The sequence below is a fragment of the Exiguobacterium sp. EF_C8 genome (assembly GCF_054956715.1).
The window spans coordinates 2,012,965-2,037,066 of record NZ_CM143264.1; the positions used below are offsets into that span (position 1 = coordinate 2,012,965).

Annotated in this window: 30 protein-coding genes; all 30 read right to left on the reverse strand. The window is 46.3% G+C overall.

Annotated elements, in window-relative coordinates; all coding sequences use genetic code 11:
- Nucleotides 1–13: 13 nt before the first annotated feature.
- The 30 genes from ACY2IG_RS10840 to codY all read right to left on the reverse strand — a co-directional run bounded on the left by ACY2IG_RS10840 (nucleotide 14) and on the right by codY (nucleotide 24,093).
- Nucleotides 14–496, reverse strand: a complete 483-nt coding sequence (locus ACY2IG_RS10840; RefSeq protein ID WP_035407042.1) for a chemotaxis protein CheD — start codon at nucleotides 494–496, stop codon at nucleotides 14–16.
- Nucleotides 489–1,097 carry a chemotaxis protein CheC gene (locus ACY2IG_RS10845; RefSeq protein ID WP_035407039.1) on the reverse strand — a complete coding sequence of 203 codons (609 nt, stop codon included), beginning with the start codon at nucleotides 1,095–1,097 and terminating at the stop codon, nucleotides 489–491. The genes ACY2IG_RS10840 and ACY2IG_RS10845 overlap by 8 nt, the downstream gene beginning before the upstream one ends.
- Nucleotides 1,090–1,518, reverse strand: a complete 429-nt coding sequence (locus tag ACY2IG_RS10850; protein WP_035407036.1) for a chemotaxis protein CheW — start codon at nucleotides 1,516–1,518, stop codon at nucleotides 1,090–1,092. The genes ACY2IG_RS10845 and ACY2IG_RS10850 overlap by 8 nt, the downstream gene beginning before the upstream one ends.
- A gap of 11 nt (nucleotides 1,519–1,529) precedes the next feature.
- Nucleotides 1,530–3,533: a chemotaxis protein CheW gene (locus ACY2IG_RS10855; RefSeq protein ID WP_426272141.1), complete on the reverse strand. Its 2,004-nt coding sequence runs from the start codon at nucleotides 3,531–3,533 to the stop codon at nucleotides 1,530–1,532.
- Nucleotides 3,534–3,554: 21 nt separating this feature from the next.
- Nucleotides 3,555–4,409: a MinD/ParA family protein gene (locus tag ACY2IG_RS10860; protein WP_052018993.1), complete on the reverse strand. Its 855-nt coding sequence runs from the start codon at nucleotides 4,407–4,409 to the stop codon at nucleotides 3,555–3,557.
- Complete coding sequence (locus ACY2IG_RS10865; RefSeq protein ID WP_368915531.1) at nucleotides 4,406–5,449, reverse strand: GTP-binding protein; 1,044 nt, start codon at nucleotides 5,447–5,449, stop codon at nucleotides 4,406–4,408. The genes ACY2IG_RS10860 and ACY2IG_RS10865 overlap by 4 nt, the downstream gene beginning before the upstream one ends.
- Nucleotides 5,450–5,452: 3 nt before the next feature.
- Nucleotides 5,453–7,477, reverse strand: a complete 2,025-nt coding sequence (gene flhA, locus ACY2IG_RS10870; RefSeq protein WP_462617919.1) for a flagellar biosynthesis protein FlhA — start codon at nucleotides 7,475–7,477, stop codon at nucleotides 5,453–5,455.
- 14 nt (nucleotides 7,478–7,491) lie between these two features.
- Nucleotides 7,492–8,583: a flagellar biosynthesis protein FlhB gene (gene flhB / locus ACY2IG_RS10875; RefSeq protein ID WP_462617920.1), complete on the reverse strand. Its 1,092-nt coding sequence runs from the start codon at nucleotides 8,581–8,583 to the stop codon at nucleotides 7,492–7,494.
- Nucleotides 8,584–8,587: 4 nt separating this feature from the next.
- A complete protein-coding gene (fliR, locus tag ACY2IG_RS10880) occupies nucleotides 8,588–9,355 on the reverse strand; it encodes a flagellar biosynthetic protein FliR (RefSeq protein ID WP_035407018.1) in 768 nt (255 codons plus the stop codon).
- Nucleotides 9,352–9,624 (reverse strand): flagellar biosynthesis protein FliQ, encoded by a 273-nt coding sequence (gene fliQ, locus ACY2IG_RS10885; protein WP_023468705.1) that lies wholly within the window; start codon nucleotides 9,622–9,624, stop codon nucleotides 9,352–9,354. The genes fliR and fliQ overlap by 4 nt, the downstream gene beginning before the upstream one ends.
- A gap of 11 nt (nucleotides 9,625–9,635) precedes the next feature.
- A complete protein-coding gene (fliP, locus tag ACY2IG_RS10890; protein ID WP_035407016.1) occupies nucleotides 9,636–10,304 on the reverse strand; it encodes a flagellar type III secretion system pore protein FliP in 669 nt (222 codons plus the stop codon).
- Nucleotides 10,301–10,792 (reverse strand): flagellar biosynthetic protein FliO, encoded by a 492-nt coding sequence (locus tag ACY2IG_RS10895; RefSeq protein WP_035407011.1) that lies wholly within the window; start codon nucleotides 10,790–10,792, stop codon nucleotides 10,301–10,303. The genes fliP and ACY2IG_RS10895 overlap by 4 nt, the downstream gene beginning before the upstream one ends.
- Nucleotides 10,789–11,154 (reverse strand): response regulator, encoded by a 366-nt coding sequence (locus ACY2IG_RS10900; RefSeq protein ID WP_035407009.1) that lies wholly within the window; start codon nucleotides 11,152–11,154, stop codon nucleotides 10,789–10,791. Before ACY2IG_RS10900 ends, ACY2IG_RS10895 begins: the two co-directional genes overlap by 4 nt.
- A 12-nt stretch (nucleotides 11,155–11,166) precedes the next feature.
- A complete protein-coding gene (fliY, locus tag ACY2IG_RS10905; protein WP_035407007.1) occupies nucleotides 11,167–12,285 on the reverse strand; it encodes a flagellar motor switch phosphatase FliY in 1,119 nt (372 codons plus the stop codon).
- Nucleotide 12,286: 1 nt separating this feature from the next.
- Nucleotides 12,287–13,270 (reverse strand): flagellar motor switch protein FliM, encoded by a 984-nt coding sequence (fliM, locus tag ACY2IG_RS10910; RefSeq protein WP_462617921.1) that lies wholly within the window; start codon nucleotides 13,268–13,270, stop codon nucleotides 12,287–12,289.
- 9 nt (nucleotides 13,271–13,279) lie between these two features.
- Nucleotides 13,280–13,729 carry a flagellar basal body-associated FliL family protein gene (locus ACY2IG_RS10915; protein WP_035407004.1) on the reverse strand — a complete coding sequence of 150 codons (450 nt, stop codon included), beginning with the start codon at nucleotides 13,727–13,729 and terminating at the stop codon, nucleotides 13,280–13,282.
- On the reverse strand, nucleotides 13,704–13,940 hold the full coding sequence (locus ACY2IG_RS10920) for a flagellar FlbD family protein (RefSeq protein WP_035407001.1): 237 nt from the start codon (nucleotides 13,938–13,940) through the stop codon (nucleotides 13,704–13,706). Before ACY2IG_RS10920 ends, ACY2IG_RS10915 begins: the two co-directional genes overlap by 26 nt.
- Nucleotides 13,937–14,788, reverse strand: a complete 852-nt coding sequence (gene flgG / locus ACY2IG_RS10925; protein ID WP_035406998.1) for a flagellar basal body rod protein FlgG — start codon at nucleotides 14,786–14,788, stop codon at nucleotides 13,937–13,939. Before flgG ends, ACY2IG_RS10920 begins: the two co-directional genes overlap by 4 nt.
- A complete protein-coding gene (locus tag ACY2IG_RS10930; protein ID WP_035406995.1) occupies nucleotides 14,788–15,258 on the reverse strand; it encodes a flagellar hook capping FlgD N-terminal domain-containing protein in 471 nt (156 codons plus the stop codon). Before ACY2IG_RS10930 ends, flgG begins: the two co-directional genes overlap by 1 nt.
- Nucleotides 15,251–16,369, reverse strand: a complete 1,119-nt coding sequence (locus ACY2IG_RS10935; protein WP_462617922.1) for a flagellar hook-length control protein FliK — start codon at nucleotides 16,367–16,369, stop codon at nucleotides 15,251–15,253. Before ACY2IG_RS10935 ends, ACY2IG_RS10930 begins: the two co-directional genes overlap by 8 nt.
- Before the next feature lie 13 nt (nucleotides 16,370–16,382).
- Entirely contained in the window at nucleotides 16,383–16,925 is a 543-nt protein-coding gene (locus tag ACY2IG_RS10940) for a magnesium transporter MgtE N-terminal domain-containing protein (RefSeq protein ID WP_056062230.1), read from the reverse strand.
- Nucleotides 16,922–17,356, reverse strand: a complete 435-nt coding sequence (locus tag ACY2IG_RS10945; protein ID WP_035406985.1) for a flagellar export protein FliJ — start codon at nucleotides 17,354–17,356, stop codon at nucleotides 16,922–16,924. The genes ACY2IG_RS10940 and ACY2IG_RS10945 overlap by 4 nt, the downstream gene beginning before the upstream one ends.
- Nucleotides 17,357–17,368: 12 nt before the next feature.
- A complete protein-coding gene (gene fliI, locus ACY2IG_RS10950) occupies nucleotides 17,369–18,664 on the reverse strand; it encodes a flagellar protein export ATPase FliI (RefSeq protein ID WP_290753250.1) in 1,296 nt (431 codons plus the stop codon).
- A gap of 10 nt (nucleotides 18,665–18,674) precedes the next feature.
- Nucleotides 18,675–19,400 (reverse strand): FliH/SctL family protein, encoded by a 726-nt coding sequence (locus ACY2IG_RS10955; RefSeq protein WP_035406981.1) that lies wholly within the window; start codon nucleotides 19,398–19,400, stop codon nucleotides 18,675–18,677.
- Nucleotides 19,384–20,391: a flagellar motor switch protein FliG gene (fliG, locus tag ACY2IG_RS10960; RefSeq protein ID WP_035406978.1), complete on the reverse strand. Its 1,008-nt coding sequence runs from the start codon at nucleotides 20,389–20,391 to the stop codon at nucleotides 19,384–19,386. The genes ACY2IG_RS10955 and fliG overlap by 17 nt, the downstream gene beginning before the upstream one ends.
- A 4-nt stretch (nucleotides 20,392–20,395) precedes the next feature.
- Nucleotides 20,396–21,931 carry a flagellar basal-body MS-ring/collar protein FliF gene (fliF, locus tag ACY2IG_RS10965; RefSeq protein ID WP_462617923.1) on the reverse strand — a complete coding sequence of 512 codons (1,536 nt, stop codon included), beginning with the start codon at nucleotides 21,929–21,931 and terminating at the stop codon, nucleotides 20,396–20,398.
- Between the two features lie 61 nt (nucleotides 21,932–21,992).
- Entirely contained in the window at nucleotides 21,993–22,280 is a 288-nt protein-coding gene (fliE, locus tag ACY2IG_RS10970) for a flagellar hook-basal body complex protein FliE (protein ID WP_035406973.1), read from the reverse strand.
- 17 nt (nucleotides 22,281–22,297) lie between these two features.
- Complete coding sequence (gene flgC / locus ACY2IG_RS10975; protein ID WP_462617924.1) at nucleotides 22,298–22,696, reverse strand: flagellar basal body rod protein FlgC; 399 nt, start codon at nucleotides 22,694–22,696, stop codon at nucleotides 22,298–22,300.
- A gap of 3 nt (nucleotides 22,697–22,699) precedes the next feature.
- Nucleotides 22,700–23,062 carry a flagellar basal body rod protein FlgB gene (flgB, locus tag ACY2IG_RS10980; protein WP_035406967.1) on the reverse strand — a complete coding sequence of 121 codons (363 nt, stop codon included), beginning with the start codon at nucleotides 23,060–23,062 and terminating at the stop codon, nucleotides 22,700–22,702.
- 251 nt (nucleotides 23,063–23,313) lie between these two features.
- Complete coding sequence (gene codY, locus ACY2IG_RS10985; protein WP_023468725.1) at nucleotides 23,314–24,093, reverse strand: GTP-sensing pleiotropic transcriptional regulator CodY; 780 nt, start codon at nucleotides 24,091–24,093, stop codon at nucleotides 23,314–23,316.
- Nucleotides 24,094–24,102 lie beyond the last annotated feature (9 nt).

Genomic DNA, 24,102 nt, shown 5'->3' on the forward strand with positions numbered 1-24,102 from the left:
GACCATTCCTCCTCTAGATTTCCAGCGTCCCGACATTCACCGTCCGGATGACGAGACGCCCTGATTGTGAGTGGAACTCGATCGTTCGTCCATTCGTGCCGCCAACATCTTCAGCAACGAGTGGAATTTTGACTTGTTGAAGCATTGCTTTGACCGCAGCGATGTTTCGCTCACCGATCCGCATTGATTCATGTTCATATTTAAATTGAAACATCTGAGCCCCACCAGCAATCTTCGCACGTAATCGGATGGCACCACTTGCTCGAAGTTGGCGGGCTACTTCTAGAATTGCCGTATCGGCAAACTTCCCGACTTCAAGCTCCCGATTCCGACTGATAGCTGAATCAGGTAACATGACATGCGCCATACTCGATAACCCTTGTTCCAGGTCGTAGATGACAACGCCTACACACGATCCAAGACCTGCCGTTCGTAAAATGACGGGGTGCTTACTGATGGCGTACTCCGCAATGCCAATCCGTACGATTTCATCCATTCATGTCCACACCCAATCGTTCAAAGACCGTCTGAAAGGCGTTAGCTTCAGGCAACAAAAGTAAATGTCCGGTCAAATCGTTTCCTGCACTAGACAAGTGCGTGTCAATATAGACAGCCATATTTCCAGGAGTCGTTGATTCAAGTAAGGCTACTTCAAGTAACGCACCTACCATATCAAACGCCGATGCAGGAACACTGACATGTAACGATAAGTTAAGCCAATCGGAGATAGCCCGAGCATACGCTCCTATTAAAATATTCCCAATTTCTTCCCATGCGGAAACCCCCATTTCGTGGGACTCGGAAAAAAAGTGGAATTCCGTCTGCATCAATTGACTCACAAGTTTTTCTGCATCGCGTAGTGGCATCAAAAAGAGTAACGTGGCTTGAATGTCTCCAGAAAAACGTAATAATGCACCAGCAGTATACGTCTCAGCTCCTCCACTTCGCTCGACGATCGTCGTGAAATCCTCCAGCTCAGCGGAAGGGACTTCGATCTCAATCGGCTGTCCGAGTAAAGTAGAAAGTGCCGTTGCCGCGTGACCGGCTCCAATGTTGCCGACTTCTCTTAAGATGTCACGTTCGTTTGGGTTAAGCATGAACGATGTCCTCAAATAAGCGATTCGGTTCAATCAACGAGAACAATTGCTGATCGCCTTTGGCGACTGCAGTCAAATATGAGGCATCCTCCTGCTTTTGTTCACTGAGCGGTTCAATGCGAACATCCGTTGATTCGACGACTTCGTTTGCCCGGTCGACGATGAATCCAGCATCTCCATGCTCTAAAGTGGCGATGATGATGCGTGTCTCTTCTGTCTCTTTCGCTAACTCGAATCCAAGACGAGCACGCAAATCAATCACGGGCGTAACGACACCGCGTAAATTGATGACTCCTTTGACATAAGATGCAGCGTTCGGAATCCGCGTGATCGGGATGAGCCGTTCGATTGAACGAACAGACTGTACATCAATACCGTATGCATTATCTTCTAATTGAAAAACAACCCATTTTTGTTCCATCTTCGTTCCCCTCACTTCCGTAATAGTGCATTGCTGTCAATGATCAACGCGACTTGCCCGTCTCCAAGAATCGTCGCACCAGAAATGGCACGGATTCCTTCAAGATAACTGCCAAGTGGTTTCATGACGATCTCTTGTTGACCAATCAATTCAGATACAATCAAACCAGCTAATTTTTCACCACTCCGGACGACGACGACCGAATAGGCTTCTGCCTCATGTTGCGGCAACCCATAAACCTCATTTAACGAAATAAGCGGAACCAACTGCCCACGGAAATCAAATACTTTTTCCCGGTGTGCTTGTAGAATGGCTGATTTACGTAAAGAGGTTGTTTCGATGATGGCAGTCAATGGAATCGCATACGTCTCTTGTCCGAGTTCTACGAGCATGGCTGAGATGATCGATAGCGTCAGTGGTAAACTGATTCGGAAAATCGTTCCTTCTCCTCGACGTGTCTCGACGAACACTTCTCCGCCCAGTGACTCGATCTTCGATTTGACGACATCGAGACCAACACCACGACCAGACAAGTCGGTGACTTCTTCTGCCGTTGAGAAACCAGGTGCAAATAACAGCATCGAAGCCTCTTCCATCGTTAATTGCATTGCTTCTTCTTCCGTGATCAATCCTTTTTCAATCGCGATCCGTGTGACACGTTCGTGATTGATACCGGCTCCATCATCTTCAATCTCGATGAAGACCCGGTTTCCTGAGTGATAAGCACGTAGCGAAAGATTTCCTTCGACCGGCTTATTTGCTAAAATACGTTCTGCCTTGTTCTCAATCCCATGATCAATGGCATTTCGGATCAAGTGGACGAGTGGATCACCGATCTCATCGATAACTGTACGGTCAAGTTCCGTCTCGGCACCCGTAATGTGTAATTTGATATGTTTTCCGACATCTTTCGAAACGGAACGCACCATTCGTGGGAATCGGTTGAACACTTGTTCGATCGGCATCATCCGTAACGTTAGGACGAGCGATTGCAATTCATTCGTACCTCGTTTGATCCGTTCGACCGTATCTGTCAATTCAGGTGAGCTGACTTCTGCTGCAATACGCTCCAAACGTCCGCGATCGATGATGAACTCTTCGAACAGGTTCATCAAACGATCGATTCGCTCGAGGTTAACACGAATCGTTTTCGAAGCGACAGGCGCAGATATGTCTGTTTGGTCGGATGATTCCGGTGAAGCTACTGATGCAGAGACAGATGTCGGCACAGGAACTTCCTGCGGCAGTGTGGACGTCGCCACCTCCGCTTCAGGTGTTGTCTCGAATGTGTCGATCGTTACTGTCGCAACTTCGGATACAGAAGCAATCGCTTCTTGAATCGTCACCTGATCTTGTTGCGTCACGAACAATACTGAGAACGTCGTCTCAAAATGCTCCTGCTCCAGTTCATCAGATGTCGGGTTCGATAAGATGACATCTCCGAGTTGTTGTAAACGATCAAACACCATATAAACGCGTGCCGCTTTTAAGATGACGTCCGCCGAGAGTTCGACGTGGACGATATACGCTTGATAACCGGATGCAATCGATTGTTTGACGACTGCCTCCGAGTAAACGTCGCACTCAAAGGTTTGTGAAGCAACTATAGGTGTAACTGGAACGATTTCTTCTTGCTCGGGACGAATGAACTGCTGTAAACGTCTCACTGTTTCAGTGACGTCAAGCTTTCCTTTCCCACCTCGACTGATGTCTTCTACCATCGTCTCTAGTTGCTCGGCGGCTACGAAGAGAACATCGATCAGTTCAGCAGTAGCAGGTTGTTTTTTCGATCTGACTAAATCAAGGGCACTCTCCATCTCGTGCGTTAAATCAGCGATTGCGTCGTATCCCATCGTTCCTGCCATTCCTTTTAACGTATGGGCAGAACGGAAAATTTGATCGATGACCGCCTCGTCGTCTCGCCGCTCCTCAAAAACTAATAAGCTTGTATTGATTGCTTGTAAATGCTCCATCGACTCATCGAGGAACAACCCTACATATTCATTTAAGTCCATGACTGATACCCTCCTTTAATCTTAACGGACATGATCTTTTCTTTTTTTCAGACGATGTAACAATCGATCTAAAAACTTCCGTTCCTTGACTTGTACACCTGTTAACGATGTCGTGATGTGATCGAGCCGCCAACTGACGTCGCTCGTTCGATCCATTAAATAAAATGGCATCTGTGCCTTGACTGCTTTAACGACTGTCGGATCTTCTGGTAAAAAACCGGTAAAGCGAAGAGGTTTTTGCAAGAACTGTTGGCTGACAAGTGCTAAACGATCAAACGTTTCAAGCGCTTCCCCACCATTCGTCGCCCGATTGACAACGACGGAAATCGGAAGATCCGTCGCATGATGGTGTGCCAGTTTGACAAACGCATATCCGTCCATGATCGAAGTCGGCTCTGGCGTGACAATCAACCATGCTTCGTCTGCACTACTGATGAAATCAAATGTCTGATGATTCGCACCGGCTCCTAAATCGAGTAACACATAGTCATATTCATAGAAAAATTGGAACTCCCGTAGAAGGAACATCACGTCTTCCTTCGTCAGATTCGTCAATTCTGCAAAACCACTTCCGCCATGAATGAAATGAAGAGACGGAGACTGTTCCACGATTGCGTGCTGGAGTGATTCTCGTCGTTTGACGCATTCCATTAAAGATGACTTCGACGATTTACCGAATAGAATCCCGATGTTCGCCATTCCAATATCAAGATCAATCAAAAGCACTCGTTTTTCTTGCAACGATAATGCCACGCCAAGATTCACCGCGACATTCGTTTTTCCGACGCCACCTTTTCCACTCACGATGGCAATCGTCTTCGTTTCCTTGACGGTCACTTTAGATCGTAAGACACGTGCTTGATCTTCTCGCATCATCTCATCCCTCTCTCGACAATCATTCGGGATAACTCATCCGCCGTAGCGAACGTGATGTCTTCCGGCACTTCTTGCCCCGTCGTCACACAATAGATCGGCAACTTCGTCTCGGTCGCGAGTCCGAATATCGACCAGAGTTCACTTGTTTCATCTGCTTTCGAAAAGACGATTCCGGATAAAGGAATCTTGCCGAAACGGTCGTGGATTTGTAATAAATCTCGGTATTTCGAGGTCAAACTAAGAACCAAAAATACATCCGTATCCGCAAAATCATGCCGACTTCGTAACTGCTCCACATACGCTTCGTCTAAGAAATTTCGCCCCGCTGTATCGACAAGTACGATGTCACACGATGCTAACGCCTGCTTGGCTCGTTCGAAATCATCCAAGTCATATGCGACATGAATCGGAATGCCTAATATGTCTGCATATGTTTTTAATTGTTCAATCGCTGAGATCCGGTATGTATCGGTCGTGATGAGTCCAACTCGTTGATTTTTAATGAGAGCATGGTGAGCAGCAAGCTTAGCGATGGTCGTTGTCTTTCCGACACCAGTCGGTCCTGTCAACATGACATACCGTGCAGTCGACGGTGTCACGCGTAATGACGCTTTCACTTCTTCCGTCAAGAGATCCGTTAACTCCGTTTGTTGTGTTTGATAATACGCAGTCAATAACCGTTCGTGTAATCGTTCAGATACCTGCTGTAACGCTGGTTCAGCCAGTAACGGCGCATAATGTCGCAATTCTTTTGGCAATGGTCGCTCGCCGACCGTAACAATCGTCGGACGCACTGGTACTGGTTGGATGGTTTCCACAACGTCCTGTCGACTCGTTGCTTGCTTCGAGACGACAGGTTCGCTTGAGACATGTTCATCCACCGATGCAACCAATTCCACTTTTTTCTTCGCAAATAAACCAAAGAATCCGCCCACTTTGATGTGGCGAGTATTTAATATAATGGCATCGTTCCCGAGTTCGCGTTTAATCCGTTCCATGGCTTCGCTAACAGAATCCGCCGTGACTTTTTTGACTATCATCTCTTAAATCACCCCAATACTCTTGACTTCGATCGTCGGCATTAATTCGTTATAGGACAAAATCGGAATATCTGGAAAATAGCGTTCTGTCAATTGACGAACGAACATCCGGATACTTGGAGAAGTCAGGATGATCGGATGCGCCCCGTATCGTTCGAATTCCATTGCTCGCTCTTGCAACGTCTCGATGAAACGTGTCGCCTTTTCGGGATCAAGCGCTAAATAATTACCGAACTCAGTCTTTTGGATGGCCGACTGGATATCCAGTTCCATCTCACTTGAGATCGTCACGACGTGCAAGACATCTCCTTGCATGATCTGTTCCGTAATTTGACGCGATAAGGATTGACGAACATATTCCGCGAGCAATTCGCTGTCTTTCGTCACAGCTGCATAATCTGCGAGCGTTTCGAAAATCAATGGTAGATTTCGAATCGAGACTTTTTCTTTTAGTAATTGAACGAATACTTTTTGAAGTTCACCGATCGATAACAGCTGTGGTGTGACTTCTTCGACTAGAATCGGATGCGATTCCTTCAAATGGTCGACTAATTGTTTCGTCTCTTCTCGTCCGAGTAATTCAGCGGCATGTTTCTTCAAGAGCTCCGTCAAATGTGTCGCGACGACAGATGGTGGATCAACGACCGTATACCCTGACATCTCTGCTCGACTACGTGTCTGTTCATCAATCCAGAGTGCTGGCATACCAAAGGCTGGTTCGACCGTTTCGATACCTCGAATTTCTGGATCATCGACACCTGGGCTCATCGCTAAGTAATGATCCAGTAAAAGCTCACCACTTGCCATCTCACTTCCGCGAATCTTGATTCGATACTGGTTCGGGGATAACTGCAGATGATCGCGAATCCGAACGGTCGGTAGAACGAATCCAAGTTCAAGCGCTAGCTGCCGACGAATCATGACGACACGATCGAGTAAATCGCCGCCTTGGGCTTCATCAGCGAGTGGAATCAATCCGTAACCGAATTCGAATTCAATCGTATCGACATTGAGTAAGGAAATGACTGATTCGCTTGATCGTAAGTTTTCACTCGGTGCTTCTTCGACCGCAACTTCTTCTTGCATCGTCTTCGTCGTCTGCTTCATCCGCCAAGCGAAGAAGCCGAACAGGGCTGCAATCGGCATCGTGACGTAGTCGGGAATCGCCGTGAACAATCCGAGAAAGAAGATTGCCCCAGCTGCGATTCCGACAAGTAAAGGTGTCCGTGCCAATTGACCGATGACATCCTCACCGAGGTTTCCGTCTGAAGTCGAGCGCGTGACGATGATCCCGGTCGCCACCGAAATTAAAAGGGCTGGGATTTGACTGACAAGACCGTCTCCGACCGTCAGTAACGTGTACAGTTCGACTGAATCTGCCATCGGTAAACCTTGCTGAACGACACCGATGATCATTCCGAAGATTAAATTGATGATGACGATGATGATCCCGGCGATCGCATCTCCTTTAACGAACTTCGAGGCACCATCCATCGCACCGTAAAAGTCTGCTTCAGACTGGATTTTTTGGCGGCGGGTCCGAGCTTGTAATTCATCGATCATACCGGAATTCAAGTCAGCATCGATTGCCATCTGTTTCCCTGGCATCGCATCAAGCGTAAAACGTGCCGACACTTCCGAGACCCGTTCCGAACCCTTCGTGATGACGAGGAACTGGATTAAGACGAGAATCAAGAAGACGACGAAGCCGACGAGCGGCTTACCGCCGACCACAAAGTTACCGAAAGCCTCGATGACTTCGCCACCGTTTCCGTTTGACAGGATTGCCCGTGTCGTCGAGACGTTAAGCGCAAGACGAAACAAGGTAACGATCAATAACAATGTTGGAAAGACAGAAAACTCTAGTGCCTCTTTGGCATTCATCGCAACGAGCAATACCATCAAGGCAATGAGAATATTGATGATGATTAAAAAATCGAGCATGATAGCGGGCAGTGGAATGACGAGCATGAAGACGATCATGATGACGCCTAGCAGGACCGTTAAATCTCTTGTTGATATACTCATGATGCTTCATCCTTTCATTTTGCTTGTTTCAGTTGATAGACAAAGGCGAGTGTTTCAGCGAGCGCCTGATAGAACGTTTCATCCACTGCCATACCAATTTCTGATTGAGCGAACAACGCCCGCGCGAGCGGACGGTTTTCAACAATCGGGACCTCAGCTGCTGTCGCCTTCTCCCGAATCCGGAACGCGACAGCATCTACGCCTTTCGCAACGACGATCGGTGCCATATGTTTACCGTCATCGTATTGGATCGCTACCGCATAATGGGTCGGGTTCGTGATAACGACGTCGGCATTTGGTATTTCTTGCATCATCCGCCGCATCGCCATCTCCCGTTGTTGTTGTTTAATCTTTCCTTTGATTTGAGGGTCACCCTCTGTGTTTTTATGCTCATCCTTTAAATCCTGCTTACTCATTCGGATCGACTTCTCGAAATCAAATTTCTGATAGGCAAAATCAAGAATGGCTAATGCAATCAAGGCGATACTGACCGATAAACCGAGTAAAAATGTTAAATGACCAATGATAGCTAACGCATCGCCAATCGGTTCCGAGGTCAATCTCGAGATCTCGACCTTGTTGTTCCATAAGACTGTTCCACTTGTTACACCGATCACCAGCAATTTAAAGACCGATTTCAAAAACTCGACAAGTGCTTTGACGCTCACGATCCGTTTGACGCCTTGAAGCGGATTGATCCGGTCCAGTTTCGGCTGAATCGCCTCACCGCTTAAGAGCACACCGATTTGGACGAAGTTTCCGAGAATAGCAATCACGACCGCTGTTAAAAAGAAAGGTGCGACTAAAATCCCCATTTGCATCAGCATCTCGATGAGAATCTGTTCAACTCGTCCTTCTTCAACCGCTTGCAGGACTTGACTAGCACTAAGACCATCTTGCAGGACGAGAACGAAATGCCGTCCTAGAAACGGACCAAAAAAATAGAGGACGAGAAACATGGCGAACAACATGAAACTGCTTGTTAAATCTGCTGATTTTGCGACTTGTCCCTTCTTACGGGAGTCATCCCGCTTTCGAGGTGTCGCCTTTTCCGTCTTTTCACCAGCGAAATACTGAAGATCAAGGCGTAATCGATATGAATGCATGTCCTCAACCTCCTAGTAATCGAATGGCATCTGCAAGTACATCCTGCAACAACGGAACGAATCGACCGATTCCTGTGATCGTTGCACCTGCTAATAAAAATAGAATCACATATCCCATCAGCAGTTTGACGGAAAAACCAATCGCGAAAATGTTGAACTGAGGTGCCGTCTTCGCGAGGAATCCGAGTGCGAGATCCACTAAAAATAGGGAAACGACAAGTGGCATCGCCATTTGTAACGCAGTTAACATGGCAAGCCCAACGACCCGAATGACAAGACTCATCCCAGCGTCGCCCGATACCGCAAGCAGACTGCCCGGCGGAAAGATTTGAAAACTCGTGTAGATTCCGTCAAGCAGGATTAAATGCATATCAGAAGCGAGTAGAACAAGTAACGTCAACATGTAATAAAATCTTCCGACGATCGGTGACTGTCCACCAAACATCGGGTCATAAGCGGAAGCCATCGCGAGACCCATCTGCAAATCGATGATCGAACCGGCAATTTGTGGCGCATACAATAAAAAACTAGCAAGTAAGCCAAGCGCTAGACCCACTAAAACTTCCGTTCCCATCCGAAAGAAAAAATCGAAGTCTTCTACTCGAACGTCTGTCTTTACAGCGTAACTCGCAAAGTAAGCAAGACCGGCCGCAAGCGCTAATTTATGTTGCGCTGGTAATTGCTTTGAGGAAAACAATGGAGCCGCGACAAGAAAACCGACGATTCGTCCAAAGACGAGCAAAAAAACACTCAGGAAAGATAGTAACGTCATTTGCGGGAAACCTCAGCGATTTGCTTAAATAAGTCAATCGTAAAGGTCTGTAATTCCTGCATGATCCATGGTCCGAAAAAAACGAGTGCTAAAAATACGGCAACGATCTTTGGAACGAACGATAGCGTCTGTTCCTGAATCTGTGTCGTCGCCTGCAAAATACTGACGAGCAGACCGACGACGAGCGAGACCAGTAATAAGGGAGCTGATACTTTTAGTAATGTCCAGACAGCAGAGCTTGCCAACTGAATAATCATTTCTTGAGTCATCTTCTCTCCCCCTAACGCATACTGACGAGCAGTGATTCAACGATCAGGTGCCAGCCATCGACTAAAATAAATAACAAAAGTTTAAACGGTAAGGCAATCATGACCGGCGGTAACATCATCATCCCCATCGACATCAAGACACTCGAGACGACCATATCAATGACAAGGAATGGAATGAAGATCATGAATCCGATTTGAAAAGCCGTCTTTAATTCACTAATCGCATATGCTGGAACGAGTGCGACGAGTGGGATATCTTCAATCTTTTTCGGTTTTTCATAATTGCCGTATTTTAAGAACAACTCTAAATCATTCGTTCGCGTGTGTTTCGACATGAATCGCTTCATCGTATCCCCAGCTTTATCAAATGCCTCATCTTGACTGATTTTATCTGCCATATACGGTTTCAAGGCTGTCGTGTTCAATTCTGATAAAACGGGTGACATGACGAACAGCGTGATGAACAGTGCCAGTCCAACGAGTAGCTGGTTCGGCGGCGTTTGTTGTGTTCCAAGGGCAGAACGGACAAAAGACAACACGACGACGACACGCGTAAAACAAGTCATCAAGATCAGTAATGAAGGGGCTAACGACAATAATGTCAGCAATACGAGTAGTTTGATCGATGTCGCCGTTCCTGAAGGAGTATCAAGTGAGATTAGATTTTCAATCGTGTTCATGAGCGTCCTCGATTCTTTTGCAATTGTTCGAGTTGTTGTTTGAATGTCTCAAGAAACGGTGAAGATCCCGTTTTAGATGAAGACTCTTCAAGATCCATCGGCTCATATCCCTCTAAATCATCAAGTGTATCTAACAACTGTACGTTCTCTCCAACACCTACGACATAAATCCTGTCCTGCACCTTCACTAACTGGACGGATCGATCCTTTCCTAGTGGTACACCACCTAGGTGAGTCAATCGACCAGAATGTCTCACACCTCGTGTCCGTTCATGAATGAATCGTGTCACAAGGATGAATCCGCCGATCAAAACGACGAGAACGACGACTCCTTTGAAGATAGTCAACGCCATGGAAGGACTCTCATCGACTTGCTGAGTCGTTGGTGTATCGCTCTGAGTTGGATTCAATTTTTCTTCGACTGTTTCCGCTTGCACAGGAAGCGCAAGCAGAAACAGGAGACAAATCAGCAAAGTCACTTTTTTCATGACGAGACAGTTTTCGAGACCGCTTCAAGCACACGATCCGCTTGGAACGGTTTAACGATGAAATCTTTTGCACCTGCTTGAATCGCATCGATGACCATCGACTGTTGCCCCATCGCTGAACACATGATGACTTTAGCGGCAGGGTTAAATGCTTTGATTTCTTTAAGCGCAGAGATTCCGTCCATTTCAGGCATCGTAATGTCTAGCGTGACGAGGTCCGGTGTCAATTCCTTGTACTTAGAGACCGCTTCGCGTCCGTTTTCTGCTTCACCGACGACATCATAGCCGTTCTTCGATAAGATTTCCTTGATCATCATCCGCATGAAAGCGGCGTCGTCTACGATTAATACTTTTGCACTCATATTAGTTCCTCCTTAGAACATCCGAAGACGTTCTTTTGTATTTACGATTTCTGTAATGCGTACACCGAAGTTTTCTTCGATGACGACCACTTCACCTGTTGCGATCAATGTATTGTTGACGAGAACGTCAACCGGTTCTCCTGCCAGTTTATCCAGCTCAATCACGGAACCTTGTGTCAATTCCAATATGTCACGAACGGAGCGACGTGTCCGTCCTAACTCAACCGTGACGTTCAACGGAACATCATATAACATCCCAATATTTCCTGGCGTACCCTCTACTTCCATCTCACCTAATTGGCTGAATTGAACCGGACTGACACCGACTGGCGTTGCTTTCGGTTCAGGTGATGCAACTGTAGTTTGTTGTGCCATTGCTGGCGCCGATGGTGGTGATGGTGATGGTTGTGCTTGCTCCGTTACTTGTGGTGCAGGCTCTGCTTGTTGAGTCGTACTCGCGCTAAAGAGTTTTTGAATCAATTGTTTCGAGAAGTCCAGTGGTGCTAATTGAACGATTTTTGAATCGATCATCGTGCCAATCTTAAGATCAAACTCGATGATGACCATGTTCTCCCAAAGAGAAAAGCTATCGACGATACTCTTATCTTGAGAAAAGTCGAAGATTTCAACTGCTGGCGGCGAAATATCGATTCGCATCGAGAATACAGTCGACATCGAGGTAGCAGCTGCTCCCATCATCTGGTTCATCGCTTCCTGTACGGCAGATAGAGCAATCGGGTCCATCTCCAGTGACTCGTCGATGACGCCATCGCCTCCCATCATCAGGTTCGCGATGACGGAAGCATCTCGCTGTGTCAGGATCAGGACGTTTTCTCCTTTGAACCCTTCCGTATAACCGACACGTAGCGCGACGTGCGGAATCGGATAACGACTGCGTAATTCTTCCATGGAGATCATTCGGACGTGCGGTGTCGTAATCTCTACTTTTTGATTCAACAATGCCGATAAGGCCGTTGCCGAATTACCAAGTGAGATATTTCCGACCTCCCCTAATGCATCAATCTCCATGTCATCTAGTATTTCCTTTACGTCTGGCTCTTGCGGTTCATCGGTGGATGGCGTTCCGCGTAATAACGCATCGATTTCATCTTGCGAAAGCATATCGCTCATGTTATTCCTCCTCAATTCGTTGTAAGACTTGCAAAGCGAGGTGTTTCCCGTTTAATCCCGGTCGCGCCTTGAACATCTTCCGGTCGTCGACGAATACATCGACGGTATCCGAGGCTCGTGTCTTCAGGGATAAACAATCGCCTACTTCGAGGTGTAACAATTCACCAAACGAAAGCTCTGTTTGGCCGAGCACTGCTTTTAAATCGACGACGGAACTCATCAACTGCGTTTGCATGTGTTCAGACTCTTGATTATCTGCTGTCGTTCGCTTTTCTTGTTGCATCCAATAATGACTTGATAATTTCGGAAGAACGGATTCAAGGGTCACGAACGGCAAGCAGACATTCAACGTACCGCTCACTTCTCCGACCGTTACGTAAATCGAGACGAGAATGACTGTCTCATTTGGAGAGACCAGTTGCAGAAACTGCGGATTGATTTCCAAATCATCGTATTCCGCTTCGACTTCTGTTACCGACTCCCAAGCTGCCCCGTATTGAACGAAGGCACGCTTGAACAGTTGTGTTAGTATACGTGTCTCGATTTCCGTCAAATTCTCGATCTTGTTCATTCCTTCACCTGGTCCCCCAAGTAAACGATCGAGCATCGCATAGGCGATGTTCGGATTGACTTCAAATAAGACTTTTCCATCGAGCGGATGAAGATTGACTAGATTGATCAACGTCATGTTCGGAATGGAATGAATGAATTCATCATACGGAAGTTGTTCGACCGTATTAACCGTGAACTGAACATATGTCCGAAGTTGTGCAGAAAAATGTGTCGTCAAGACTCGGGCGAACTGTTCATGAATACGCGTCAAATTCCGTAATTGATCTTTTGAGAAACGGAGTGCTCGTTTAAAGTCATAGACCTTGACTCGACGCTGCTCCTCTTGACTTCGGATTTCCTCGACTTCCATATCTCCGCTTGAAATGGCTGATAGCAAGGCATCGATTTCATGTTGGGATAATACTTCGCTCATGCTGCCACCTCACTGGATGATTTTTTTCGTCGTGTAGACACGCTGGACATCGCCTTCTTGGATGAGCTTTTTGAATTGCATCCGTAACCGCTCTTCAAGCTTCTCCATATCCGCTTTTGAGTCTAAGTCCGACTTTTTCATAGCCGAAAGGTCACCCAAGATGATGTTATTGATTTGAAACTTTCGTAATTCTAAATCGTCACGCGTTGCTTGATCATCGGTGACGATCGTGAACTGGACATTTAAGAAACGTTCGTCAGCGATGTTCGTTGTCAAGTCGTCCGTTTGCAGACTTCGTGCATCAAGTTCTTCACCTGTCGGTTGTTCAACTTTTGCTTCCGTCGTGTCATTTGCTAAAAAATAATTCATGATCATGTATCCTGCCCCGATCATCAATGCTGCAACAATGATCATGATCAAGGGGATTTTCAGTTTACTCTTCTTCTTTTCCTCGGCCATCTTCGAGCCTCCTTACACTGTTCAAGCCCGCTAATCCGATTTGTTGATAAAAAGCGATTGCGATTGCTTTGACCTCTTCCATTGATTCCTTCACGACATAAATCTGTCCTCCGATGAGTTGAATCGTCGTATCCGGTGTAGAACGGACGGATTCGATCAACACGGCGTTCAGTACGAGTGGTGCGTTACGTAACGTCGTTAACGTGATCATCGTTTCAAATTGACCAGTTCCTCAAGAACCTGGTCCGATGTCGTGATGATTCGTGTATTCGCCTGGAAACCACGTTGAGCAATGATCATCTCCGTGAATTCTTCTGATAAGTCGACGTTCGACATCTCAAGCGTTCCCGACGTCAACTGTCCCATTCCGTTCAAGCTCGGTGTTCCGAGTACCGGTGGACCTGAGTTCTGTGATGCGGCGAATACGTTGACACCTGATTTTTCTAGACCACCCGGGTTAGCAAAGTTCGCGATCGTGATATAACCGACGTTTTGCAATGCTCCCGTCGTATCGACGTAAGTGACGAGACCGTCTTTACCAATCGATAAGTTACGTGCATCCGTTGGTACTTTTAGTTTTTGGAATCCTGCACCACCTGCTTCCGGGAGTGGTACTGGCGGAGTACCGTTTGCAGCTGCTTGTGTCCCGGTACCGATTAAGTAGTTTCCGTCACCTGTAACTAAGTTTCCATCAAGATCCGTATAGAAGTTACCTGAACGGGTATAACGAATCCCTTCCGCCGTGACGACCTGGAAGAATCCTTCCCCAGAGATCCCGACATCGAGGACGCGACCTGTATTCTGAAGCGCACCTTGGTTATACACATTATCGACTGTTGACATCGATGCTCCAAGACCGACCTGTTTCGGGTTCGTCCCACCGACATTGCCGCCTGCACCAGATGATGAGCCGACCGATTGACTGACGAGGTCTTTAAACGTCACCCGTCCTTTTTTATAACCGAACGTGTTGACGTTCGCGATGTTATTCCCGACGACATCCAGTTTTGTCTGGAAGTTCTTAAGCCCACTGATTCCTGAATACATTGAACGTAACATTATTTTTCCTCCTTTGATTGAATCTGCGTCAACTCGTAAACACTGATCTGTTTTCCGTTCGATAGTTCGGCCATGATATCCAGCCCATCCCGTTTTACACTAACGACACTGGCTGTCTCTTCGACGGTGGTCGTCTGCTCAGCACCTGAAGCATCCGTCGTCTTCGACTCCGCTTCATAACTGACTTTTTTACCAATCAGATTGCTGTAGGACAGCAATGCTGTTGCATGTTGGTTCAAGACCATCGTATCCATCGTCTTCCCGATTGCTTGCATCTGTTCCAGCGAAGAAAACTGGGCCATTTGAGCGATGAAATCCTTGTCTTCCATCGGTGCTGTTGGATCCTGATTCGAAAGCTGGGCAATCAGAATTTTCATGAACATATCCTTATCCATCGCTTTATTCGTCGGTACCTGTGATTTTTCAGGAAGCTGGTATGAACTACTATCCGTTTTGATTGCGTCAGTCATCGTCTTCCTCCTCTTCTTCGTCTACTGGAACGGGTGTCTCTTGATACGGTGACTCATGCTCCTGCTGATCACGTGTGAAAGATTGTTGGAACTCCCGCGCACTCGAAGCAATCATCCCCGTCTCGATCTTTACGACTGGTGTCTGTTGATGCAAGACGGTTTGTAATTTCCCAAGTTGTTGCTCGATTGATTGTTTTGCTTGCTCGGTGCTCGCAAATAGTTTGACAGTCAATGCCCCTTCTTTACGATCGAGTTGAACGACAACCTCACCAAGTTGCTCTGGGTACAGGCGAATCGACAATCGTGTGGACCCATCCGCACCTTTTATGAATGGTGCTTGCTGCAGTGCGGCTTCAATCCGTTGTTGAATCTGTTCTGAGACAGGTAGCGGCACTGGACGAATCGTTTGCAACGGAGTGCCTCTGTAAATCGGCATACTCATCGGAGGCGGTGCGGCTTTTCCTTCTGGATCAACGGGCATGGTCGCTTTTCGCATGAGTGAAGCGAATGCTAACGGAAGCGGTGTTTTTCCTTTTGCCTGCTCGGCTACAGCTACAATGTCCGGCTTGATCGTTTCGACAACAGAACCAGTTTGCGGGAGTGTCTGTTTCACTGGCATCGCAGAAACCACTCCGTCCATTGTTGAAACTGGCGACTGCTTTAACATGTTCGTGTCATAATCTTTTACTTTGATCGTATCATTCGTCATTGTCTGCAAGACGAACTGTTGAAGTGATGGTGGCAATTGATCGAACTGACCTTTCGCCTGCTCCATATTTCCTTCGAGCAATTGTTTGACGAACGCTAGAAGTTGCTCCATTTTCTTTGGGTCTTGTTTTAACGCCTCTACTTCTGGTTGTTTCAGTAAGGAGAGAATCTCATCCGGCTGGTCTACAAGTTGTTGCATCCAGTCCGGTAAGGGTTGCGTCTCCGTTTCCGGCTCGAGTGTCATCGCATCCGCTGAGACTGATGACGGTAACGCCGTCGGCAGTTTTGTCAGATAATCAAGTAATGAGGCGAATTGACCACCAACCGTAGTCATCTCTCCTTTTTTTCCTGATCCTGTATTTAAGGTCGGGAAGGATGGTTGTGTTACTTCCGTCATGTTCATCAGGCTTCCCTCCTTACTTCGTCGCGAGTAACTGTGTCAAGGCGGCTGCTTTCTTAGCATCCATCTTGGCAATGATCGCCGCCTGTTGTTCCGCATCGATGTCCTCGATGATTGGTACGACTTCGGTCGGACTGAGTTCATTTAAAATCAGCGCAGCATCCTTTGGTGCCATTTCAGCATATACATCCGTCACGGATGCTGTTTTTTTCTTCGTCGTTTTTGTTTGATCCGTTGTTTGCGCAGGTGTCTGTTTTAACTGATCCCTCTCAGCAATCAAACGTTCAACTTCCTGCTCTTTCGCTTTTAAGGTATCCGATTGTTCCTTACTTTGATTGCGTAATTTTTTGATTTCTTGATTCGCTACTTTCAGACGACGTTCGAGTTCTGCTGATGGATTCGCCTGATTCGTAGTCGTTTTTTCGGTTGCGAACGGTAAGGATAGTAGTGGACGTCCATTCGCATAATTCAATACGAAATAAGCCGTCAACAAGATTAAAATCAAAGGAATGACCAATAAAGGTAAAATCCACCCTTTTGATGTTTTATTTTCACTCATATCATCCGTCCTCTTCCAAACTGTAACAATGCCAGTTCATCTAATTGATTTTGTTCCGTCAATGCTTCGATTCGTTTCGTTTCGACTGTATGATTCTCTTGGAGACGACTAAATTTCTTCTCTTCGATTAACGCTCGTTCGAGTGCTTCTTGTGTACGTTCGTAACGATTTTTCGATTGTGTCACGTACAATTGCTGTCGTTCGATTTCCTGCTTCACGACATCCCGAGCGCGTTCTCGATATTGCGAAGACGTCAGTTCCACGACGCCAATCTCATCTTGTGCCTTCAGAAAGGACTCATATCGAACGAGCAGATGATATAATTTTTCGACTTCAAGCTCATATTGCTTTTTATGAAGGCTCAGTTCTTTAGCGACGCGATCCTTCTCCGCTTCAGCTAAAGGAATGATTCGTTCATAGATCGTCTTCATCATTCGTCCTCCTTACTGAATCGTTGCCATGAGTTGATGACAAGCCGCTTCGAAATCACTGTCTTCATGAATTTGTTGTTTCAAGAAACGAATCAGCTCCGGATATGTATCGACGGCACGGTCAATTTCCGGGTTCGTTCCTGTTTTGTATGCTCCGATATTGATTAAGTCCTCCGAATCGAGATACGTCGATAACAATTGTCGAAATGCGACAGCAGCGGTCTTTTGTTCAGATGTCGTAATTTGATTCATGACACGGCTGATGGACCGTAAGACATGAATCGCTGGGAACTGCCCTTTGTTCGCAAGGTTACGATCCAGAACGAAGTGACCGTCTAAGATCCCTCGTACGGCGTCGGCGATTGGTTCATTCATGTCGTCTCCATCGACGAGGACTGTGTAGAAAGCAGTAATCGAACCGTCTTGTGTTTTCCCGCTCCGTTCAAGTAGCTGAGGAAGCAGAGCGAATACGCTTGGTGTATATCCTTTCGACGCAGGGGGTTCACCTGTTGCAAGACCGATTTCCCGCTGTGCCATCGCAAAACGAGTAACTGAGTCCATCATCAAGACCACATTTTTCCCTTGATCTCGAAAATATTCAGCGATTGCCGTTGCCGTATAGGCACCTTTTAGACGAACAAGTGGAGGTTGATCGCTCGTTGCTACGACTAAAATAGATCGTTTCATCCCCTCTTCACCAAGTTCTGCCTCTACAAATTCCTTGACTTCACGTCCTCGTTCACCAATCAAAGCGATGACATTGATGTCTGCTGTCGATCGTTTCGCGATCATCCCGAGTAATGTCGATTTTCCGACACCTGATCCTGCGAACAAACCCACACGTTGTCCTTGACCGACTGTCAACAGTCCATCAATGGCACGGATGCCAGTCGAGAGAACATCACTGATGCGAGGACGTTCGAGTGGACTAGGTGGTTTACGAACGATCGATGTCGTGCGTAAATTTTCTAATGACTCACCATCTAGTGGTCTTCCTAGACCATCAAGCACCTTACCAATCAGTTCGTTCCCTACTGGAACGTGGAGTGGTTTTCCTGTCGCAAGAACAATCGAGCCTGGAGCAATCGATGTCGTTTCACCGTATGGCATGAGTAGGACATGCCCTTCTCTAAATCCGACGACTTCTGCTTCGATTGTCTGACGTTGTTGGATTTGGATTAAACACCGCTCACCGATTGCCACTGCTGTCGGTCCTCGCGATTCGATCATCAACCCGATCACTTGGACGACCTTACCAGAGTGCTGTACAAGTTCTTCTGAGCGAATTTCTCGAACCGCGGCCTGCATCGCATTGAGATTAAACATGATGTAAAACCTCATTGATTTTGGTTTGCAATGCTTCAAAGCCACTGGTTAAACCGCCAGTGATCGCTCCATTCTCCGAATCAATCCGATAATCACGTGCCTTTAACGCTGGATCAAATCGCAATTGAATCGTTGCGTTGGCACCTAGAACGCCTTGTAGTCGTTCTTCAAGTAACACGACCCGTTCAAAATCCGCCGGTGACGCATAGATGATGATTTTTTCACGATCGCGGAACTGAATGATCAATTGATGTAACAATTGGTATAACGCTTCTTCCTCTTCATCATGTAACTGTTCTAAAAATTGATGTGTCACTTGGAGTCCGAGGACACATAATTCATGTTCTAGTCGCATCAATCGTTCTTGACTCTGCTCTTCTAGGCGATCAGCAAACGAATTCGTTTTGGCAATCTGCTCTTCAAACGTTGCTTGTCCTTCCGCATGTCCTGTTTCAAATCCAGCTTGATACCCTTGTTGACGTGCTTCTTCTAACGCTTGAAGGCGTTCTTGCTCGAACTGCTGTTGACGCTGTTCGAAATCTAGGAGCATCGCCTGTCGAAGGCGCTCTAACTCAGCGTGTCCTTCTGCCATCTTCTCTTCGTAGAATGTATCTGGAACGATCGTAGGCTCTTCCTGACTGGTCCGAACCTGCACGAGCGTTCGCTCCTGTCGTTCAATTACTGCTTGTCTCTTGATGACGTTAGACAACAATATCATCTCCTCCACCACGAGCAACGACGATCTCACCCATGTCCTCTAAGCGGCGGATGATTCCGACGATTCGACTTTGAGCTTCTTCGACGTCTCGGAGACGCACAGGACCCATGAATTCCATGTCCTCTTTGAACGACTCGACCATCCGTTGTGACATGTTGCGATAGACCATGTCTTTGACATCGTCTGACGATACTTTGAGTGCCAATAGTAAATCCTCGTTTGAGACTTCGCGAATGATTCGCTGTATCGCCCGCGCATCGAGTGTGACGATGTCTTCGAAGACGAACATCCGTTTTTTGATTTCTTCCGCAAGTTCTGGATCCTGAATCTCGAGCGTATCGAGAATCGTTCGTTCCGTTGTGCGGTCGACGCCATTTAATACTTGAACGACAGCCTCGATGCCTCCCGATTGAGCAAAATCTTGCATCCCTGCTTGTGATAGATTCCGTTCAAGAATTTGTTCTACCTCGCTGATGATTTCCGGATTCATCCGGTCCATCGTCGCAATCCGTCTTGCTACATCGGACTGTGCTTCTGCCGGGAGCTCCGAGAGAATCTGACCTGATTTTGCAGGATCGAGATGGGCAAGAACAAGTGCGATCGTTTGTGGATGTTCATTTTGAATGAAGTTCAGAAGCTGTTTCGGATCTGCCTTGCGTGCAAACTCAAACGGACGGACTTGTAACGTCGACGTCAGGCGATAGATGAGTTCCATCGCTTTTTCTTCGCCAAGTGCTTTTTCAAGGACAGATTTAGCAAATCCGATTCCACCTTGCGTGATATAGTTCTGCGCCATCGCTAGTTCATGAAACTCATCAAGGACGACTAACTTCTCTTCTGGATCAATCCGTTTCATGCTAGAGATTTGAAGGGTTAACCATTCCATCTCTTCTTCCGATAAATGTTTATATACACTGGCAGCGACTTCAGGACCTAACGAAATCATGAGAATCGCAGCCTTTTCACGACTGTTCATTTCTAGCTTCTTCATCTCATCAATCCTCCGCTAACCAAGTACGTAATAATTTTGCGAACTCATCCGGATTAGACGCGGCGAGTTTCTCAAGCTGTTTGCGTTTGACTGCACCATCGCTTGTATCTTCTGTTGAGAGTTCAGGAATTTCGGTTTCGATCGGCGTCCATTCCTCAAGTTCTTCGATTTCATTCGCTCTCCGTCGACGCATGAGGAGAATGACTGCTCCAATGACGAGGATTGCTGCACCACCAAGTGCGAACCATACCCACATCGGTGTCGCCGTCGTCGTTTTCGTCGCCGTCGTTGTTTTAGCGAACGGTCGAGACATGACAACGACTTTATTAGCAAGTTCTGCATCCGTCAGCGTCGTTTTCGCATCCGTCTTCGTTAACGACGTCCGGATGATGGAATACATCATCGTTTGTAAATCCGTCTGTAATTGCGGATCGATTTGATTTTGACCTTTTGGCGGCTCGACGATGATTTGAATTCCTAAATCCCGAATTTCATAAGGAGCACCTGTAATCTGTTTCGTGATGCGATTGACTTCATAGTTGATGATGTCGTGCGTCTTCTCACTCGTATCACCGGTCGTTCCAGTACCTGCTGGGAAGTTCGTCGTCTCATTTTGTCCCGTACCTGCTGTTCCGGCATTCGCAGACCCTGTATACGCCTCTGCTACTTTTTCTGCCGATGTGACAATCCCTTCGATTTTATCGGGATCTACTGGTTCAACAAGCTTTTGTTCTTCCTGACGTTTCGTGACATCGACATCTGCCGTAACCGAAACGAGCGCTTTTTGTGGACCGAGAACGACAGACAACATTTGTTGAATCTGTTTACGTAAATCGTTTTCCGTCGTTTTTTTCAGCGCCATCGGATCTGTCCCGCCCGCTGTTTGCGTAGCGTTACCTGGCTCGTAGTACGTAAAGTACTGATCCATGATCGTAATATTTTCTTCTTTTAAGTTCGGGATACTCTTTGCAATCAGATGGTAAAGACCTTGGACTGTTTGATTGTTCAGATTACTACCCGCACTAGAAGTCAAGACGACAGAAACCGTTGAAGATTCTTTTTCATCGGAGAGAAAGACGCTCTTTTCTGGAAGAGTAATCATGACTTTTGCAGACTCGATCCCGTTAACTTGTGTAATCAAGTTTTCAAGTTCTGTCTGCATCGTATCGCGTTCAAGAATATTCATTTCTTTATCTGTCGTACCAAATCCAGCATTCTCACTAAAGAAGGAATAATCAATCTGACCAGACTTCGGAATACCTGCCGTTGCTAATTCGACTTTCAAGTTTTCCACGTTTGCTTCCGGAACGAGAATCGTCACACCGTTTGCTGAGCTGACGACTTCCGACGCGATTCCATCCTCATTTAGCTTTTCTGTTACTTGCCCTGCCTCTTGAGGTGACAATTTCGAATAAAGTGGCGTCATCGTTGGTTTAGATAACCAGATAATGGCGACAATCAACGCTGCTAAAACGACGACGATGCTTCCAAGAATCATCGCTTTTTTCGCAAGTGACCACTCTTTCCATGTCGTATTCATAGCTCCGAATCGAGCTTTTATTCGTTCGTTCATTCAACATCTCCCACGCTTTCCTTAACAGTCACAGTTGCATACGCATCATTTCTTGGTATGCTTCGATGCCTTTGTTTCGGACTTCAAGGGCGAGTTGCATAGAAAGCGATGCCTCTTCTGTTTTAATCATGATGTTATGTAGATCCGTCGTCTTCCCTGTCGCTAGGTCGACACGCGCTTGAGATGAGGCTTGCTGTGTTGCATTCAGTCCGTTCATCGCCTCGCTGAGCACCTCACTGAAATCACTTGGTGTCGTCTTCGCGATTGTCTGAGTGGGTAAGACCATTTGCATGTTTTGAATAGGTTGAATTGCCATCCCGTCATCTCCTCTATTTATTTACCGATCTCCATCGCTTTGACGAGCATCGCTTTTGTTGCATTTAAGGCCGTTACGTTCGCTTCGTAAGAACGTGTCGCTCCCATCATGTCGACCATTTCTTTCAATAGATCGACATTCGGCATCTTGACGTATCCAAGTTCATCCGCATCTGGATGCGTCGGATTATATTCTAATTTGAACGGTTCAGGATCTTTCTTCAATTCGCTGACCGTGACCCCATTAGCAGTTTCTTTTAAAACAGCAAGTTTCCTCGCATAGGGTTGCCATTGACCGTTGACAAGCTCACCACGTGTCGTTTGAGCATTGGCGATGTTTGCTGAGACAGTATCCAGTCGTAAACGCTGGGCAGTAAGCCCAGACGCAGATGTATGAAAGTCATTGAACATACTCATCGATTATTTTCCTCCCCGGATGACAGACTGGATACCCGAGAACTTACGATTTAATTGCTCCACGAGCGCCTCATACTCAATTTGATTGCGTGATAATTCAGACATCTCAAGATCGATATCGACACCGTTTCCATCATTACGCATCGTATTTGGTCGATCGACGATACTACCAGTCGTTCCGATTGTTGCATGACGTTTTAGGCTCATCTTCATCTCTGAATCGAGAACATCTCCAAACGCCACTCGCTTCGCCTTATAACCCGGTGTATCGACATTCGCGATATTTTTAGCAATAACTTCTTGTGCCATGACCGTTCGATTGACGGCTTGCGTCATCAAACTGTAGTCAGACCCTAACCAATTCATGTTCTTTCCTCCACTCATGGAACTAGTATTCGAATTTGCGACAAATATTAAGTCATTAGTAACACATCTGAAATAATTGAAACAAATAGGTCAATGTTTGAAAAGAAGTTTTTTGAAAAATAGGGTAATGAGATGCTAATATTCTGTTTTTTATTCCCTTTTCTTATAAAAATGATAAATAATACCTAGTCAAACAAAAGAGACCTAGTACTTTACTAGGTCTCTTATTTATTAATAGCCATTTTCTATTTTTAGTTTGATTTAATTCGCTCTAATTCATATAGGAAGTTATCATTTAAGATTTTAATATACGTTCCCTTCATACCAAGCGAACGTGACTCGATGACTCCTGCACTTTCGAGTTTACGAAGTGCATTGACGATAACAGAACGCGTAATACCAACACGATCGGCAATTTTTGAAGCGACAAGTAGTCCTTCATTACCCTCGAGTTCTTCAAAGATATGTTCGATTGCTTCGAGTTCTGAATAAGATAACGAATTGATCGCCATCTGAACGACTGCTTTCTTACGTGCCTTGTCTTCCGCTTCATGAGCCTTCTCACGAAGGATTTCCATCCCAACGACTGTCGCCCCATACTCTGCAAGCACGAGATCTTCTTCGTTGAAATCTTCTACCATACGGCCTAGGACAAGCGTACCAAGGCGTTCTCCACCACCGATGATTGGTACGATCGTCGTTTTCGACGTTTCGAACGTATCACGGTTGTCGACTGGGAATGCCGTGTGTTCGCTATCGATGGCAATGTTTGCTGTCGTTTCAGTGACGTTAAATAATTTTTTCGTGTAATCTTCCGGGAATTGGCGTTCTTCCAAGAAACCACGGACCCGGTCATTTTCGATTTGTTGCTTAATTGCGATACCTAGTAACTTACCGCGTCGACTTACGATGAATGTGTTCGATTCCATGACTTCGCTGAGCCGATCAGCCATGACCTTGAAATCAACATGTGTGCTTGCTTCTTGTTGTAACATCGTATTCAGCTTCCGCGTTTTCGCCAATAAATTCATTTTTTCTTC